This is a genomic window from Flavobacterium sp. WV_118_3, assembly GCF_039778605.1.
Lineage (GTDB): Bacteria > Bacteroidota > Bacteroidia > Flavobacteriales > Flavobacteriaceae > Flavobacterium.
In genome coordinates, this window is the sequence record NZ_CP156060.1 from 2,245,690 (window position 1) to 2,260,939 (window position 15,250).

The 15,250-nt window shown below is 38.1% G+C and carries 19 protein-coding genes; 12 read left to right on the forward strand and 7 right to left on the reverse strand.

The window, feature by feature from the left end; translation table 11 throughout:
- Nucleotides 1-14: 14 nt before the first annotated feature.
- On the forward strand, nucleotides 15-326 hold the full coding sequence (locus ABFU83_RS10570) for a DUF6787 family protein (RefSeq protein ID WP_136402476.1): 312 nt from the start codon (nucleotides 15-17) through the stop codon (nucleotides 324-326).
- Between the two features lie 140 nt (nucleotides 327-466).
- Here ABFU83_RS10570 and ABFU83_RS10575 read toward each other — a convergent pair whose 3' ends face one another.
- Both ABFU83_RS10575 and msrA read right to left on the reverse strand, forming a co-directional pair.
- Entirely contained in the window at nucleotides 467-760 is a 294-nt protein-coding gene (locus tag ABFU83_RS10575) for a hypothetical protein (RefSeq protein ID WP_300487289.1), read from the reverse strand.
- Between the two features lie 45 nt (nucleotides 761-805).
- On the reverse strand, nucleotides 806-1,450 hold the full coding sequence (gene msrA / locus ABFU83_RS10580) for a peptide-methionine (S)-S-oxide reductase MsrA (protein WP_347065795.1): 645 nt from the start codon (nucleotides 1,448-1,450) through the stop codon (nucleotides 806-808).
- 140 nt (nucleotides 1,451-1,590) lie between these two features.
- Here msrA and ABFU83_RS10585 point away from each other — a divergent pair, with 140 nt between their 5' ends.
- From ABFU83_RS10585 to ABFU83_RS10610, 6 genes are all read left to right on the forward strand, one after another.
- Nucleotides 1,591-2,262 carry an ABC transporter ATP-binding protein gene (locus ABFU83_RS10585; protein ID WP_347065797.1) on the forward strand — a complete coding sequence of 224 codons (672 nt, stop codon included), beginning with the start codon at nucleotides 1,591-1,593 and terminating at the stop codon, nucleotides 2,260-2,262.
- Nucleotides 2,263-2,282: 20 nt separating this feature from the next.
- Nucleotides 2,283-3,050 carry a TIGR02757 family protein gene (locus ABFU83_RS10590; protein WP_347070211.1) on the forward strand — a complete coding sequence of 256 codons (768 nt, stop codon included), beginning with the start codon at nucleotides 2,283-2,285 and terminating at the stop codon, nucleotides 3,048-3,050.
- Between the two features lie 171 nt (nucleotides 3,051-3,221).
- Nucleotides 3,222-3,851 carry a CpXC domain-containing protein gene (locus ABFU83_RS10595; protein ID WP_347065799.1) on the forward strand — a complete coding sequence of 210 codons (630 nt, stop codon included), beginning with the start codon at nucleotides 3,222-3,224 and terminating at the stop codon, nucleotides 3,849-3,851.
- Nucleotides 3,852-3,871: 20 nt separating this feature from the next.
- Nucleotides 3,872-4,462 (forward strand): hypothetical protein, encoded by a 591-nt coding sequence (locus ABFU83_RS10600; protein ID WP_347065800.1) that lies wholly within the window; start codon nucleotides 3,872-3,874, stop codon nucleotides 4,460-4,462.
- Nucleotides 4,463-4,618: 156 nt separating this feature from the next.
- Nucleotides 4,619-5,050 carry a helix-turn-helix transcriptional regulator gene (locus ABFU83_RS10605; protein ID WP_347065802.1) on the forward strand — a complete coding sequence of 144 codons (432 nt, stop codon included), beginning with the start codon at nucleotides 4,619-4,621 and terminating at the stop codon, nucleotides 5,048-5,050.
- A 140-nt stretch (nucleotides 5,051-5,190) separates the two neighbouring features.
- Entirely contained in the window at nucleotides 5,191-5,652 is a 462-nt protein-coding gene (locus tag ABFU83_RS10610) for a helix-turn-helix transcriptional regulator (RefSeq protein ID WP_347065804.1), read from the forward strand.
- A 61-nt stretch (nucleotides 5,653-5,713) separates the two neighbouring features.
- Here ABFU83_RS10610 and ABFU83_RS10615 read toward each other — a convergent pair whose 3' ends face one another.
- Genes ABFU83_RS10615 through ABFU83_RS10625 form a run of 3 tightly spaced genes read right to left on the reverse strand, consistent with a single transcriptional unit; the run spans nucleotide 5,714 to nucleotide 8,664 of the window.
- Nucleotides 5,714-6,535, reverse strand: a complete 822-nt coding sequence (locus tag ABFU83_RS10615) for a hypothetical protein (RefSeq protein ID WP_347065805.1) — start codon at nucleotides 6,533-6,535, stop codon at nucleotides 5,714-5,716.
- Between the two features lie 5 nt (nucleotides 6,536-6,540).
- Entirely contained in the window at nucleotides 6,541-7,257 is a 717-nt protein-coding gene (locus ABFU83_RS10620; protein WP_347065807.1) for an OmpA family protein, read from the reverse strand.
- Nucleotides 7,258-7,260: 3 nt separating this feature from the next.
- A complete protein-coding gene (locus ABFU83_RS10625; RefSeq protein ID WP_347065808.1) occupies nucleotides 7,261-8,664 on the reverse strand; it encodes a MotA/TolQ/ExbB proton channel family protein in 1,404 nt (467 codons plus the stop codon).
- 317 nt (nucleotides 8,665-8,981) lie between these two features.
- Between ABFU83_RS10625 and ABFU83_RS10630 the strand changes: the two genes are divergently transcribed.
- From ABFU83_RS10630 to rlmH, 5 genes are all read left to right on the forward strand, one after another.
- On the forward strand, nucleotides 8,982-10,037 hold the full coding sequence (locus tag ABFU83_RS10630; protein ID WP_136402467.1) for a HEAT repeat domain-containing protein: 1,056 nt from the start codon (nucleotides 8,982-8,984) through the stop codon (nucleotides 10,035-10,037).
- Nucleotides 10,034-11,488 (forward strand): glycosyltransferase, encoded by a 1,455-nt coding sequence (locus ABFU83_RS10635; protein WP_347065811.1) that lies wholly within the window; start codon nucleotides 10,034-10,036, stop codon nucleotides 11,486-11,488. The genes ABFU83_RS10630 and ABFU83_RS10635 overlap by 4 nt, the downstream gene beginning before the upstream one ends.
- Nucleotides 11,475-12,737, forward strand: a complete 1,263-nt coding sequence (locus ABFU83_RS10640; protein WP_347065812.1) for a YaiO family outer membrane beta-barrel protein — start codon at nucleotides 11,475-11,477, stop codon at nucleotides 12,735-12,737. The genes ABFU83_RS10635 and ABFU83_RS10640 overlap by 14 nt, the downstream gene beginning before the upstream one ends.
- 101 nt (nucleotides 12,738-12,838) lie before the next feature.
- Nucleotides 12,839-13,210: a response regulator gene (locus tag ABFU83_RS10645; RefSeq protein WP_347065814.1), complete on the forward strand. Its 372-nt coding sequence runs from the start codon at nucleotides 12,839-12,841 to the stop codon at nucleotides 13,208-13,210.
- A gap of 45 nt (nucleotides 13,211-13,255) precedes the next feature.
- Nucleotides 13,256-13,729: a 23S rRNA (pseudouridine(1915)-N(3))-methyltransferase RlmH gene (rlmH, locus tag ABFU83_RS10650; RefSeq protein ID WP_300487261.1), complete on the forward strand. Its 474-nt coding sequence runs from the start codon at nucleotides 13,256-13,258 to the stop codon at nucleotides 13,727-13,729.
- On the opposite strand, the gene ABFU83_RS10655 is transcribed toward rlmH, so the two are convergent.
- The gene (locus ABFU83_RS10655) at nucleotides 13,723-14,364 is read right to left on the reverse strand and encodes a hypothetical protein (protein ID WP_347065817.1); all 642 of its coding nucleotides are present in this window, start codon (nucleotides 14,362-14,364) and stop codon (nucleotides 13,723-13,725) included. The two genes, rlmH and ABFU83_RS10655, sit on opposite strands and share 7 nt — an antisense overlap.
- The gene (gene folP, locus ABFU83_RS10660) at nucleotides 14,361-15,188 is read right to left on the reverse strand and encodes a dihydropteroate synthase (RefSeq protein WP_347065819.1); all 828 of its coding nucleotides are present in this window, start codon (nucleotides 15,186-15,188) and stop codon (nucleotides 14,361-14,363) included. The genes ABFU83_RS10655 and folP overlap by 4 nt, the downstream gene beginning before the upstream one ends.
- Nucleotides 15,189-15,250 lie beyond the last annotated feature (62 nt).

Genomic DNA, 15,250 nt, shown 5'->3' on the forward strand with positions numbered 1-15,250 from the left:
CTATTTCAAAAGCAATGGAAAAATTAAAACGACGTTGGGGCGTTTCTTCCAACTTCCAGTTAGTCATCATTTTTACCGTATTTGCCATAACCGGATCAACAGCTTCTTACCTGTCGAAACCGTTAGTGGAATGGCTTGGCATCACCAAAGACAACCTCACACCGTGGCTCTACTGGCCGTTACGCATTGTGATCATTCTTCCGGTATACAAAGTGCTATTGGTTATTATCGGAACTATCTTTGGTCAATTTACCTTTTTCTGGAATTTCGTTAAAAAGATGCTCCGCCATATGGGACTCGGATTCCTTTTTAAAAAGAAAGAATAAATTACATCGCATCACTCACAACATCTGACTAAAACACAACACCTGACCCGTTTTGAAAACCTGTCAGGTGTAACATAGAATAAAAAAAGAGGCTTATTACAGCCTCTTTTCTCTTTCTTCTTTCATCTATAATCTAATCGTTATTCCTGTTTTCGGATTACATAGGTGTAAATCCATGTCAGCGTAAATGTTGGAATAAAATCCAGTCCGGGCATCAATTCTTCTACAAAAGCAAAGATCCCTCCTACCGTACCAATCGTGCCTTTATACATCCGTGCGAGGATAAAACCCGCAATTGGTGCCCAGGCGATGTCCAGAAACTCCCCTAAAAACGGAAGCAGATAGGTCATACACCCGATCAGGTCGAAAAGGATACTCAACATCAGTTTCCGCTGTTTGTCGGCCGCGGCTGCTTTTACCTGAATTTCAGTCATTTTACTACTTTTTTTAGACTATATAACGCAAAATCAATGCCAAAATTATTTAAGCATCGATTTATAGTTTTTACGTAACTTGTCTAATTTCGGATTAATCACCGCCATACAATACGGTTGCGACTTGTTCTGGTTGTAATAATCCTGATGGTAATCTTCGGCCGGATAAAATGTCGTCGCCTGACTTACTTTTGTCACCACCTTTTTACCATAAATATTTTGATCATTTAAAAGCTTGATAAAATTTTCAGCGGCTTTTTTCTGAGCGTCATCATGGTAAAAGATTTCGCTGCGATATTGGGTTCCTACATCGGCACCCTGACGGTTTAACGTAGTCGGATCGTGTGTCGCAAAAAAGACCTCTAAGATATCTTCATATGAAATCTGCGTCGGATCAAACGTGATCTCAATCGCTTCCGCATGACCGGTCGTTCCGGTACACACTTCTTTATACGTTGGATTTTTAACCGTTCCGCCCGTATAACCGGACACTACTTTTTTCACGCCTTTTAATTCCAAAAACAGGGCTTCCGTACACCAAAAGCAACCTCCGGCCACCGTGGCCACTTGCAATCCTTTTTGTTCGTTCATTGTATTTATCGCTTTGTTTTTTTCGGCACTTATTTTTTTATCACTGGATTGGCACGACAGCGCCCCAAGTGAAATGAGTAATACAAAAATAGTTTTCATAGCTTTAGTTTTTATCAAAATTAATCAAATCCGAAAGGAGATATTTTGTTGTTAACGAAACTTTATATCTATACGGAATTATATGAGCTACGGATTTCATTTTACTCAAAATCTTCGTTTCTTTGTAGAAATTCACTAAAATGATACAGGCTAAGAATATTCATAAATATTACGACAAACTTCATGTGCTGAAAGGCGTTGATCTGCATATCCAAAAGGGCGAAATCGTTTCGATTGTTGGGGCTTCCGGAGCCGGAAAAACCACACTGTTGCAAATTTTGGGTACGTTGGACAAACCAACCGTGGAAAGCGGCACTTCGTTGCTGATCAATAATGAGGATATCCTGAAAATGAATGATAAGGCGTTGTCGAAATTCCGTAACCAACAACTGGGTTTTATTTTCCAGTTTCACCAGCTTTTACCGGAATTTACCGCACTTGAAAATGTTTGCATTCCCGCTTTTATCGCTGGTAAAGAAAAAAAAGAAGTGGAAGACGAAGCCATCAAATTATTGAATTATCTAGGATTATACCACCGGATGAACCACAAACCGGGGGAACTTTCTGGTGGAGAACAACAACGTGTGGCCGTAGCCCGCTCATTGATCAATAAACCTGCCGTGATTTTTGCCGATGAACCGTCCGGAAATCTGGATACGCATTCGGCCGAAAACCTACATCAGTTGTTTTTCAAACTACGGGACGAATTTGGACAAACATTTGTCATCGTAACCCATAACGAAGAGTTGGCCAATATGGCCGATCGTAAATTGGTGATGGTGGACGGACAAATTAGCAGACAATCTTTATAATGAAAACCACACATCCGGAACTGGCGCTTGACGAGCTGCAATCGTTTTTAAACGAAAAAGTGGCCTTGTACAATCATCCCGATTTTATCGAATCCGATCCGATCCAGATTCCGCATTTGTATTCGCAAAAAGAAGATATCGAAATTGCCGGTTTTCTAAGTGCGACGATCGCCTGGGGAAACCGTAAGATGATTATCAAAAACGCACAACGGATGATGGATTTGATGGGCAATTCGCCTTATGATTTTGTGATGTCGCATACCGACGATCAGCTGGAACGTATGGAAAGCTTTGTCCACCGGACGTTTAATGGTACCGATATGGTCTTTTTCATCAAAAGCCTGCAAAACATCTACCACAATCATAACGGACTCGAAGCGGTGTTCGCACAACATCAGCAACCCGATTCGATGCAGCCGGGTATTTCGGAATTTAAACGGGTCTTTTTTGAAATCGAACATCAAAATCGGACGCAAAAGCATATTTCCGATCCGGTAAACGGATCGGCCGCCAAACGGATCAACATGTTTCTGCGTTGGATGGCCCGAAACGACAACAAAGGCGTGGATTTAGGCATCTGGAAATCGATTTCTCCTGCGGCCTTATCCTGTCCGCTGGATGTACATTCCGGAAACGTCGCCCGCAAACTCGGACTTTTAACCCGTAAACAAAACGATGGTAAAGCCTTAGCCGAATTAGACCGCAATCTCCGTCTTATGGATCCCAACGATCCGGTAAAATATGACTTTGCGTTGTTTGGGTTGGGCGTTTTTGAGGGGTTTAAGTAGGGTTTAGTACGTTTTTACACCTGACCCGTTTTGAAAACGGGTCAGGTGTAGTACAACATACCTACTATACCAACAACTTTTTATTTTCTCAATTCTGAGAAAAATTAACACACTCATTGTGTCAGATTATTATATTTGTGTAGCATCTATCATCGCAAAATTTTACCAGCAATGAGTCTCAACAATAAAACTCGTCAAAACTGTCCACACTGCGATTCCGAGCAGGAGCTAAACTACTACCAATCGGTAAATGTCACCTTAAATCCCGAGTTAAAAAATAAAATACTGATAGGCAGATTAAACGAAAGTACGTGTACGAATTGCCATAAAGGAATTAATATTGTCTCCGGTTTTTTGTATCACGATATGTCCCAAAAAATCATGTTGGAGTTAGCATTAGCCGATGACTATAGCATTGATCATAAGGAAGAGGAAGTCAAAAATCAAATGCGGGATAAGCTTATAGAACAGGGCTATATCTATCGTAAACTAAAACACTATTACCGACTAATTGAAAAGATTACAATTTTTGATCAAAATTTAAACGATCTTGTGGTCGAAGAAGTAGCCGTTCGTATGAAGGCGATTTTAGATGAATCCATTAAGGAAATAGCTCATACCGAAAGTAATTCCGATTTTAAGGTGCTTTTTAAAAAAATAGAAAGCAGTGTATTGAAAAAAGAAATTGTTTTTAACTGCTTTACACATCCGCGTCAGATGATGGAAATGAAATATGACTTCGAGAATCTTACTTCGGATGAAAAAAATAATTTATACAATCAGGATATACTTCGGAAATAAAAACACCTTACATCATCGCAATGATACCCTACATTCACCATTATACCGATGCAAACGGAATCAAAATAACGATCGAAAAAGAGACATCCGATTACCTACCGGACTATCTTTTTGAGACGTATTCCGAAAACGACATTATTATCCACAAAAAAACCTACATCAATGGCGAATTGTCCAATATTTCCTTTTATGCCTATTCGGAAGCGGATATTGATCGTCTGGTACATGCGGAAAACGGCATGGTGTCTATTACTTTTATGTATCATCAAAACACCTATAAAGTCACCGAAAATTTAACCTATATTGATCATCTCCTAACCGACAAAAGGATCACGGTTGAAGATGCGAATACCAATATTATTTGTTATAAAAAATACGAACCGAAAGAAGGCGTATTAACTTGTGTCCTTACCGATAAAAGCTACTACAAAGATAACGTCAACATTTATGATTTCGAGTATTATCCCGATGGTAGCTGTTTTATGATCACAAGTGTACAAACCTATCAGGAGGATATTTTTGCCTGGGATATCGGAACCGACGCGACCAATTTTACCTGGAATGGTTTTGAATATTATCAAAATGCCGAACCGTTGATTCCCGAAAAATAAAACAGGATCGCTACACCTGATTGCTACACCTGACCCGTTTTGGAAACCTGTCAGGTGTAATAAGACAACTCCCCCCTTCTCTAGGTCATTGCGGCCGATAATTGTAATACGTCATTATTTAGGTGTATCTTTAATTCACACTCTAAATTATACGCCATGACTACAACAACGAAAGACAAAAACAAGAAAATTCATCAGGGACGTAATATCAAACGGTTCCGCGAAATGCTCGGCATGAAACAGGATGCTTTAGCATTTGAAATGGGCGAGGATTGGAATCAGCAAAAAATATCGCTTTTGGAACAAAAAGAAACCATAGAGAAAGAAATACTACAAAAGCTTTCCGAAATTTTAAAGATCCCTATTAACGCTATCGAAAATTTTGATGAAGAGTCGGCTATCAATATTATTACCAATACTGTAAACAATAGCGATACCGCTTCAGGCACTTTGAATTATACTACCATCAACATCAATCCTGTTGAAAAATGGCTGGAAGCGCTCGATGAAAATAAAAAGTTATACGAACGCTTATTGGAAACTGAAAAGGAAAAAGTGGCTTTAATGGAAAAGTTACTCAACAAATAATCCCTATACCTGACCCGTTTTTGAAACCTGTCAGGTATAGAAAGTAAGACAATCAAACCCTACTATAAGTCATTTCTGCTAACAATCCTAATAAGCCATTATTTGGTTGTATCTTTAATTCACGCTCTAAATTATACGCCATGACTACAACAACGAAAGACAAAAACAAGAAAATTCATCAGGGACGTAATATCAAACGGTTCCGCGAGATGCTCGGTATGAAACAGGATGCTTTGGCATTTGAAATGGGCGAGGATTGGAATCAGCAAAAAATATCGCTTTTGGAACAAAAAGAAACTATAGAGAAAGAAATACTACAAAGGCTTTCCGAAATTTTAAAGATCCCAATTAACGCTATCGAAAGTTTTGATGAAGAGTCGGCTATTAATATTATTTCTAATACTGTAAATAATAGCGATACCGCTACCGGCAATTCGCTTTACAACAATTATCCAACTTTTAATATCAATCCGGTTGAAAAATGGCTGGAGGCGCTCGATGAAAATAAAAAGTTATACGAACGCTTATTGGAAACCGAAAAGCAATTAGTGACTTCCGAAAAAGAAAAAGTGGCTTTATTGGAAAAACTACTTGAGAAATAGTTTGGAAAACGTCACCTGAAAAGCTTTTAAAAACGGGTCAGGTATAATGAGTGAATAGCTACTAGTTGCCTAAATAATCCTTGATATACGGATTATTTAAAGACAGTAATTCTTCTTTGTATTTAGCTACAAAGCTTCTAATTTCAATTATTGATCTTCTACTTTGAAAGTTATGTTGATGGGTTGCGTCAACATTCGCATGGCAAAGTGTACAAAGACATTCTAAATTTTCTCTTGCATTTAATTGCTTATTACCATTTTTATGATGAACCTGTATATAACGTTGGTCCATTATTTTTTCAATTTTTAGATTGCAATTATTGCATGTAAAATTATTTTCAATTCGAAACTTTTTACTGATCTGTCGCCAGCTTTTCACATAGCCAAAAATATCCAGCTCGACATTAAAATCACTTTTCTCCTGTATGTCCAATAAATCAAAAAAGCCCTGGGAATTATTATAATTTTCGACACTGGCTTTCGCTCTGCATTTACTACACAACCGCAACTCCACCTGATCATGTCGCTCTTTTGTAACTCTATCTTCTAAATCAACCGTATTCGAATTGTGCCAAAAATAATGCCCATCAAACCTTCCTTTGAATCTTTGATCATCAATTACATGACAGTTTGTAATATGAAAACTCGGATACCCATAACGCGCTACATCGGGCGCTTTTATATACATATATCCTTTATGTTCTATCCCATTAATAGTAAGATAAACACCATCGTCTTTAAACTTTACGTTTCCCCTTTTTTCCTCCTCAGTTAAATCTTTCCGAACAACTTGAAATCGGCTTTCTGTTAGTTTAGGATAACCCGATTGATCCAACTTATCGGACAAACCTGTAAAATCGTATAGCTTTTGTTTTGTATCCATAACCTTTACTCTTTCATTTGCTTCAAGACCTTATCAACTAAAACTTCACTCGATGTAATTATTCGGAATTCTACCCGTCTTGAATTTTCTTTATGTACCGGTTTATTCGAAATATAAGTAAGGTGTTTTTCCCCATCCAAGGTTCTCCCATACGAAAGTCCGTTTGCCGTAATCCAGAATTGAAGCATCTGTTCTCTTTCCGGACTAAGTTTTTGATAAAAACCCAGACTTCGTAAAAACGACAACACTTTTCGCGATCTGTCCTGAGACAATTTTATATTATCAATATACGGATCATTGGTTTCGTGTATGGCGACGTTATCAGTATGTCCCTCTATCCTAACTTCGGATATTTTTCCTTTGTATTTGTCCTGTAATAAGATTGACAGATACTTTGGAAAAAATTCTGATAATATTGATTTGAATTTTTCCGTTATATCGGATTTTCCCGATTGAAATAAAACTTCCGGATTGGTAAACTTAATCGATAAATCTTTATCCAATTCCAGATTCCACTCTTTAAAATCATCCTTAAACTCATTCTTCAGTTCATTATACAAACTCTCTTTTGTCGCCCTATAATCCTGAAATATTTTATCCTGTTCATTTTTCTGATATTGTAATAACCCCATGTAGGCAATCGAAATAAACAAAAAAACCACCATTAAAACAGTCATCAAATCGGCATACGGAATCCAAAAGTTTTCTTTTTTATTGCCCATTTTCTAAGTATTAGCTGGAATAAATCGTTGTATGCATAAATCGAGATTCGTCAACGTTTCACTTAACCGGTCGTAAAACTCATTATTAATATTGGTTAAATCTTCACCTAAGGAAGTACTTGTAGTTTTAATAATACCGACAGCATTGGCCATTTCCTCTCTGTATTTTTTCCAAACATCACTATTCATATCTCTGAATTCTTCCAACTTCACAATCAATATATCGGCACTATCTTTAAAATTCCGTTCTGTTCGCACCCATTCGTTCAGTTTGTTTGTGGTTTCATCAAAACTTTCTGTAGTTTCTTTTAGCGTATCTATTGTAGCGACCAGATTACTCGTAATCGCAGAGAATTTATTATCCGAAATCATTACTTTATCCAATGTATCAATCAATTGTACCAACTTACTATTATCGGCTACTAATGACTTGGCATTGTCAGCAACTTCAGATAGTGTTTTTGACGACGTATCGAACATTTCTGTTGTTTCCTGGAACTTTTCTGTCAGTTTTGCAATCTGTTCTTTATTTTCTTTTTGCCAATCGTTCAAATTTTGCACACTTGCGTTTAGCTCTGAGAAGTTTTCCTGAACCAATTTATTGATCAATTCATTCATCTGAGCATTAAACTGCTCAGTCACACTCTTCATTACTTCAACTAATGCTTCCGTATTATTTTGTGCCAGCAATTCTGAAAACTCATCAAATTTTTTAGCTATAAGTGTATTGTTTTTAGTCATTGCCGTAATAATTTGTGCCGTATTATTGTTTGCCGTTACTGATCCTTCAACAAATTCATCACTCAACTTAACGATACCATTATTAATGTTCTCGGAACTATTTAGCAGACTCTTATGATTTGTGTTTAGTGTTTTTACAACTGCTTTCAATTCTCCCTCTAAAGCTTCGATTTTCTCATTCAATACTTTCTCAAATGAATCCGATAGCTTTTCAAAATGCTTATTATTATCCTCATGTAGTTTATGAATGGAGAGATTCAACTCCGATATCGCGTTAAGCTCGTCGGTATACTTTTTTTGTTTATTCGGATTATCTTCTATTTCTTTTTGAATAATTGCTCCCCATTTCTGGAATACAATCAGACCAACAATTCCCGCCATAGTAGCCAAAAAAGCAAGCTTCAAACCGCCTAATAACTGAGGAATACTACCTTGGATATCATTGGTATTAAAATCCCATATCCCAATTGTAATTCCGAGCGCCGTACAAAATATCCCTAGTGTAGGAAAGACCGATGGTATTGTTTCAAATATGTACTCATTGGTCCATTTTTTTTGTTTTTTATCCCCATTAGAAACACAGTACTTTTTGTACCTCTTATAATACAAAACAGCAAAAAAAGTCCACAAAACAAAAACTATTGCCGCAAAAGAAATCTCAATCATAACCTTTTTTATATAAAATCAAATATCATATTTTTACCGTTTATAACATTACGGAAAACCGTAATCTTAACGAAAAAATAAAATTAAAACCATAAAAATCAGAACGAAGACAGCATTACACGACAAAAAGTTCTATTAACGAATCATTAAAGCACTACCGGATTCAATCCTTTTCAGAAATTTCTGACCATATAAAAACACTCGCAACACTTCTACAAATCAACCATTTAACACACAATCCGCCTTGGCTTTAGAAAAATTTAACGCCAAAAACGTATAAAATTTACTACCTTTGCGATTAACCCTAAATCATTCGTTTGGAAGTATTTAAATACTATTTAATTCATTTTATAGTACCTCTTTTGGTCATTTTTCTTATTGTGGTCATTCTGGTCACAATAAGCGATCGTATCGTGTATGAATACAGCAAACAATACCGTTCGGCAGTACGCCAGAAAATTACAACTTTCCTTACCGAATTACTTTTTACCGATGCCGAAGATTACGAATACCGGATCAGAGAGTTTAAAAAACAGATTCCCTACGGTAGCACGTGGTGCAAAAGTATGGTTACCAGCAGTATTATCGAGTTAAAGCAAAACATTAAAGGAGAAGTTACTGCGCCTATCCTGGATATCTACAAGAGCTTCGGACTACCTAATTTTAGCGAAAAGCTGATTAACAGTCGTCGTTGGTATATTAAATGCAAAGGGATTTACCATTTCCAGGTACTCGAATACGAAGAAGGCGAAAGCCTCGTAAAAAAATATATGAATCATAAAAACAGGATTCTGCGTTCGAATGCTTTTATCGCGTTTATATCGTTAACCTCGAAAAAACTGGATTTTTTAAGTGATTATCCGTATGAGATTTCACTTATCGACGAATTAAAAGTAATGGACTTACTGTACCATAAAAAATTCCCGATTCCAAAAAACATCAAGGATTGGATCACCGCGCAAAACCCGTCGATCGTAAAACTAGGCATTCGTTTTATGGTGTATTATAATTATACGGTCGAAAAAGACACTTTATTATCGCTGTTACAATCGGATAATAAAATGATTCGAAAAGAGGTGATCATTGCTTTACAGGATCTCTTTCTTTTTGAAGCCGAACCGTTGTTAATCGACATGTTCGCGTCTGAGGAAATTGAAAATAAAATCGCTATTTTGCAAACACTCGCCGTTATAGGAAATCAACAATCGATTGTTTTTATCGACGATTATTTACACCGATCCGTTAATCCGGCGACCAAACTCGAAGCGGTACGAACGCTCGACACCCTCGATCCTTCCTATCTGAAATCCAATTTCAAAGAAGATTTCGAAATTATTAAAATTAAAAAACACGTTAAAAATCCTTACTTATGATTTCGAGATACTATTTGGAGGCTTTCGAAAGATTCTACGAGACATTTGTAGCGATTTTCTCTTCCAGTTATATTTTATTTTACCTGTTTTTGGCCGTGCTTTCGTATCTGGCAATCAAAAAACACCTGAATGCCAAGTATTTTATCCACGACGATTTATTGGTAAAGTCCAATACTATGATCGGAGTTTCGGTAGTCGCTCCGGCTTTTAACGAAGGCGCAACTATTGTTTCTAACGTAAAGTCGCTGCTTTCACTTACCTATCCGAATTTTGAGGTGATCATTGTAAACGATGGTAGTACCGACGATACACTCGAAAAACTGATACGGGAATTTCAACTGGTTCAGGTGGATTTCTATTACAAGGAAAAGATCAAAACGCAGAAAGTGCGCGGTCATTATAAGTCAACCAATCCGATTTATGCCAAGTTATTGGTGGTGGATAAAGAAAATGGGAAAAGTAAGGCCGACGCTTCGAATGCCGGAATCAATTCGGCCAAGCATCCGTTGTTCTTGTGTACCGATGTGGATTGTATCTTAAAAAAGGATACGATTATCAAATTGGCTAAACCTTTTATGGAGAGCAAGCGGAAGGTAATCGCCACCGGAGCCGGAATCCGCATATCCAATTCTTGTGAGGTAAAGGACGGTTTTCTGGTAAAAGTGCATTTCCCAACCAATTGGTATGCGCGTTTCCAGGAACTGGAATATGTACGGGCGTTTCTTTTTGGGCGAATGGCCTGGAGTCAGATTAACGGTTTGTTACTGGTTTCCGGCGGATTGGGAATGTTCGATAAGGAAGTGGCCATCGCAGCTGGTGGTTATTGGCACAAATCGTTGGGCGAAGACATGGAACTGATCACCCGGATGCGAAAACATATGTACGATACCAAACAGAAGTTTTCGATTAAATATATCCCGGAATCGCTATGTTGGACCGAAGTTCCGGCCAATGCGAAGGTTTTGATCCGACAACGCAGCCGTTGGGCCAGAGGACTCATACAAACGTTGTATATCCACCGAACGATGTTCTTTAATCCAAAATACGGAAAGACTGCCTTTTTGATCCTTCCCTATTTCTTTTCGTTCGAGTTTATGGTTCCGATTCTTGAGCTATTGGGCGTTTTCTCATTGCTGATCGGTTTTTATCTATTGGATATTGATTATGTTTTTCTATTTTACGTTTCTTTATTTGTATATTTATTCTACCTGATTTTAACACTGGTTTCGATTTTTCTGGATGAGATTTTATATCGCAATTATGCGAATCTGAAAGAGATCCTGATCCTGACCGGAATGGCTTTTATAGAACCATTCGCGTATCATCCGGTAAACATATACGCCTCATTAAAAGGATATTGGCACTTTTTCAGACAAAAGGAACAAAAATGGGGAGAGATGCCTCGATTGGGTTTTAACAGCCAAAATAAAAAAGAAAATGAAACAACTTAATTATACCAGAATATTCCTTTTTGCTCTAGTAATACTGGCCTCAAACAGTATGCTAGGTCAAAAAATCAATACCGACAGCCTTCTTACCGAGGTGATCAAAGACATTAATGTTCGGAAAAACTATCCGGAAGCGATCAAAAAAGCGCATGTCGGAATTAAAGCCGCTCCGGATTATCTCGATTTTCAATTGTTTTTAGGTCGTGCATACCAACTTTCGGAAAGTATCGACAGTGCACGCTATTACTATAAAAGAGTGGTTGAAAAGAATCCGAAATACGAGGATGCCTATACCTATTGGTCGCAATTGGAAGTTAATGCTAAAAATTATCCGGAAGCGAACAATGTAACCGATCAGGCACTTGCTTTGTATCCGGAAAACAAGGCTTTTCATTTTAGAAAACTGGCGATTTACGAATTGCAAAAGGAAGATGATAAAGCCTACGATTATCTAAAAACAATGGACAAGCAGTTCCCGAATGATACCGATATCAAACAACGTTTGTTTCTATTGGACAAAAAGAACAACAACGACCGTGTGGGTCTCAACTACAGTATTACGTTTTTCGACAGGAATGGTGTAGGTCCATGGAATCTGGGAAGTGCACAATATATCCGCGAACGCAAATGGGGTTCGTTGATCGGACGGGTAAATTATGCCAATCGTTTGTCTTTTAAAACATCAATCGCCAGTGGACTTCAATATGAAGCTGAATCCTATTTCTTTACCGGCAAAAAAGCCTATTCGTATGTTGGTGTGGCGTATAGTGACGATATCGTTTTCCCGAAATGGCGTGTGGGCTATTCCTTTTATTACAATTTTAACGAGGGTTGGGAAGCCGATTTAGGCGGGCGTTATACCAAAACCGTAGACGAAAATCTTACCGCTGTTGTGGCCGGTGTTGGAAAATATATTGGTTCGTACTGGATTAACCTGCGTACGTTCCTGCAAAATCAGAACAGCAAAATGTATCCGGCCTTTACACTAACGTCCCGTTATTATTTCGATTCCCGTTTTGATTATGCTACCGTTATCATGGGTTATGGAACTTCGCCGGACGAACGATCCGTATTAGGTCAGCTGGAACAGCGAATCGCGATGAATTCCTACCGCATTGGTGCCGGTTACTACCGCGTATTATGGAAAAATTACCTGGCCGGTATTCAGGTTAACTATAACAATCAGGAATATCTACCGGGTTTAAAACAAAACGAAACAGAACTTAACTTTAGCTTACATTACCGATTTTAGTCCTGTTTTACTATGTTAATTAACACCAATAATACAGTATTCATAGGAATTATCCTTATTTTTGTACAAAGTAAACAAAAAATTATTTTTAACCGATTACCATGAGCAACGGAAAGAAAATTCTTATTGTTGAAGACGATAACCTTACCATGAACATTCTTGAATTTATTTTAAAGAAAGAAGGGTATGCGTTAACGATCGCCAGAGATGGTTCTGAAGCCATTGAAAAAATCCCGGAAGTGAATCCGGATTTGGTTATTACGGATGTCATGCTGCCTTTTAAATCCGGTTTGGAGATCACCAATTTTGTAAAAGAAAACTATAAAAATACACCGGTGATTATCCTGTCGGCTTTGGGTGAAGAAGAAAATACGGTGACTAATGGCTTTAAATTGGGCGCTGATGACTTTATTGCCAAGCCTTTTAACCCGAAAGAACTGATCCTACGCGTGAAAAGATTGATCGAAAAATAGCCTTTTTCAGGTTTACGGCTTATTTTTGCAGCAAATCTCCGTTCCATGAATATCAAACTTCTGGCCATCGGTAAAACCGATAACAAGGCTTTGCAGACTTTAATCGACGATTATACCAAACGTTTGTCGTTTTATATCAAATTTGATCTGGAAATCATTCCGGATATCAAGAATGTCAAAAACCTGTCCGAAAGTCAGCAGAAAGAAAAAGAAGGCGAACTGATTTTATCCAAATTATCAGCTACCGATCAGTTGATTTTATTAGACGAAAACGGAAAATCCTTTTCCAGTGTCGGCTTTTCAGAAGAATTACAGAAAAAAATGAATTCCGGTGTTAAAACATTAGTGTTCGTTATTGGTGGACCCTATGGTTTTTCGGAAGCCGTATATAAAAAAGCGCAGGGAAAAATTTCATTATCCCTGATGACTTTTTCCCATCAGATGGTGCGTTTGTTTTTTATTGAGCAGCTATACCGCGGTTTTACGATTCTACGAAACGAACCGTATCACCATCAGTAAATATATTCTTTGTTCGAAATGGTCACATTGGGTTGTTTCCACCACGACAACAATATCTTGTCCGCAATATAATGATCATACGACAGTTCTTTGTCGAAATGCAAAAATAAAACGGTTGGTTTGGTATACATTTTTTCTACGGTACGGTGGAATTCTTCCGGTTTTACCGCGATACCGTTAACCGTAAGCTGGTTCCGTTTATCAAATTTTAAAACCAACGACGCTTTTCCGTCCTCGGCAAAATCTTTTTGCGTCCCTAATGTATATACCACATCCGTAAAAGGAATAAAAGCCATATTTTTACCGATACTATCCGCATAGGAATAGTAATTCTCAACCTGCGCTTCCCCTTTATGACTTCCCTTGCGGTTTTGAAGTTTGATCACTTCCGGCATAATCTTTTTTAACGGAAATCGTTTGTCGATATTAAAAATCCAGTTGGTCGTGGAAATAATCGTTTGTTTATCCACTTCAACCAGTGTATCGTTTCCGTTAACCTGAAACAGCATATAAATCGGCGAAATATCGGCTACGTCTTTTACAATCGTTCTGCCCGATTTCGGCAATAAAATGTGTTTGTCTTTTCCACAACCGAACAGCAAAAAAGCCGCTAAAATAAAACTGTATCTGATCATAATCCTTGTGTTTTTTGTACGAGACGAATGCATTCCATCGCTTCCTTTACGTCGTGAACCCGAAGCAAACGGGCGCCTTTTAACAACGAAATCGTATTGAGTACGGTTGTTCCGTTTAAGGCTTCACCGGCGGTATTTTCCAATACTTTATAAATCATCGATTTTCGGGAAACAGCTGATAATAAAGGTACTTCTAAATTTTGGAATAATTCCAGTTTTTGCAGCACTTCGTAGTTTTGTGCTGTTGTTTTCGCAAAACCAAAGCCCGGATCGACTATAATATCATGGATTCCATAACGCCTTGCTTCCCGGATACGTTCCGAAAAATAAAAAAGCATTTCTTTTACAATATCCGTATAATCGGTAAGCGTATTCATGGTTTGCGGCGTTCCACGCATGTGCATCATAATATAAGGTACTCGCAAGGCACCAACGGTAGGAAGCATTTCGGGATCGAGTAATCCGGCGGCGATATCGTTAATCAGTGCGGCTCCGGCTCCAATCGCTTCGGCTGCTACTTTGGCTCGGAAGGTATCCACCGACAAAAGTGCTTCGGGAAACCGATCGGCGATAAGACGGATTACCGGAACAATACGACGCACCTCCTCTTCTTCCGTTACAAATGCCGCATTCGGTCGGGATGAATACGCTCCGATATCGATAAAAGTCGCGCCCTCGGTGAGCATTTTTTCGGTTTGCTGTAAAAAAGCCGTGTCGCTTTTATATTTTCCGCCATCGTAAAACGAATCCGGGGTTACATTTAAAATCCCCATACAGTGTGGCGTATCCAAACTAACCAGTCGGCCTTTGCAATTGATTGTCATCTGATTCACTTTTGAAATCCGGAAGAAATCCCGGGGTAGACTGGTCTTTCTCTTTTTATCCG

Bases quoted from the DNA above. Each gene is read 5' to 3' on its own strand.
- ABFU83_RS10570 (WP_136402476.1), top strand. From the start codon at position 15: ATGGAAAAATTAAAACGACGTTGGGGCGTTTCTTCCAACTTCCAGTTA.
- ABFU83_RS10575 (WP_300487289.1), bottom strand. From the start codon at position 760: ATGACTGAAATTCAGGTAAAAGCAGCCGCGGCCGACAAACAGCGGAAA.
- msrA (WP_347065795.1), bottom strand. From the start codon at position 1,450: ATGAAAACTATTTTTGTATTACTCATTTCACTTGGGGCGCTGTCGTGC.
- ABFU83_RS10585 (WP_347065797.1), top strand. From the start codon at position 1,591: ATGATACAGGCTAAGAATATTCATAAATATTACGACAAACTTCATGTG.
- ABFU83_RS10595 (WP_347065799.1), top strand. From the start codon at position 3,222: ATGAGTCTCAACAATAAAACTCGTCAAAACTGTCCACACTGCGATTCC.
- ABFU83_RS10600 (WP_347065800.1), top strand. From the start codon at position 3,872: ATGATACCCTACATTCACCATTATACCGATGCAAACGGAATCAAAATA.
- ABFU83_RS10605 (WP_347065802.1), top strand. From the start codon at position 4,619: ATGACTACAACAACGAAAGACAAAAACAAGAAAATTCATCAGGGACGT.
- ABFU83_RS10610 (WP_347065804.1), top strand. From the start codon at position 5,191: ATGACTACAACAACGAAAGACAAAAACAAGAAAATTCATCAGGGACGT.
- ABFU83_RS10615 (WP_347065805.1), bottom strand. From the start codon at position 6,535: ATGGATACAAAACAAAAGCTATACGATTTTACAGGTTTGTCCGATAAG.
- ABFU83_RS10620 (WP_347065807.1), bottom strand. From the start codon at position 7,257: ATGGGCAATAAAAAAGAAAACTTTTGGATTCCGTATGCCGATTTGATG.
- ABFU83_RS10625 (WP_347065808.1), bottom strand. From the start codon at position 8,664: ATGATTGAGATTTCTTTTGCGGCAATAGTTTTTGTTTTGTGGACTTTT.
- ABFU83_RS10635 (WP_347065811.1), top strand. From the start codon at position 10,034: ATGATTTCGAGATACTATTTGGAGGCTTTCGAAAGATTCTACGAGACA.
- ABFU83_RS10640 (WP_347065812.1), top strand. From the start codon at position 11,475: ATGAAACAACTTAATTATACCAGAATATTCCTTTTTGCTCTAGTAATA.
- ABFU83_RS10645 (WP_347065814.1), top strand. From the start codon at position 12,839: ATGAGCAACGGAAAGAAAATTCTTATTGTTGAAGACGATAACCTTACC.
- rlmH (WP_300487261.1), top strand. From the start codon at position 13,256: ATGAATATCAAACTTCTGGCCATCGGTAAAACCGATAACAAGGCTTTG.
- ABFU83_RS10655 (WP_347065817.1), bottom strand. From the start codon at position 14,364: ATGATCAGATACAGTTTTATTTTAGCGGCTTTTTTGCTGTTCGGTTGT.
- folP (WP_347065819.1), bottom strand. From the start codon at position 15,188: ATGACAATCAATTGCAAAGGCCGACTGGTTAGTTTGGATACGCCACAC.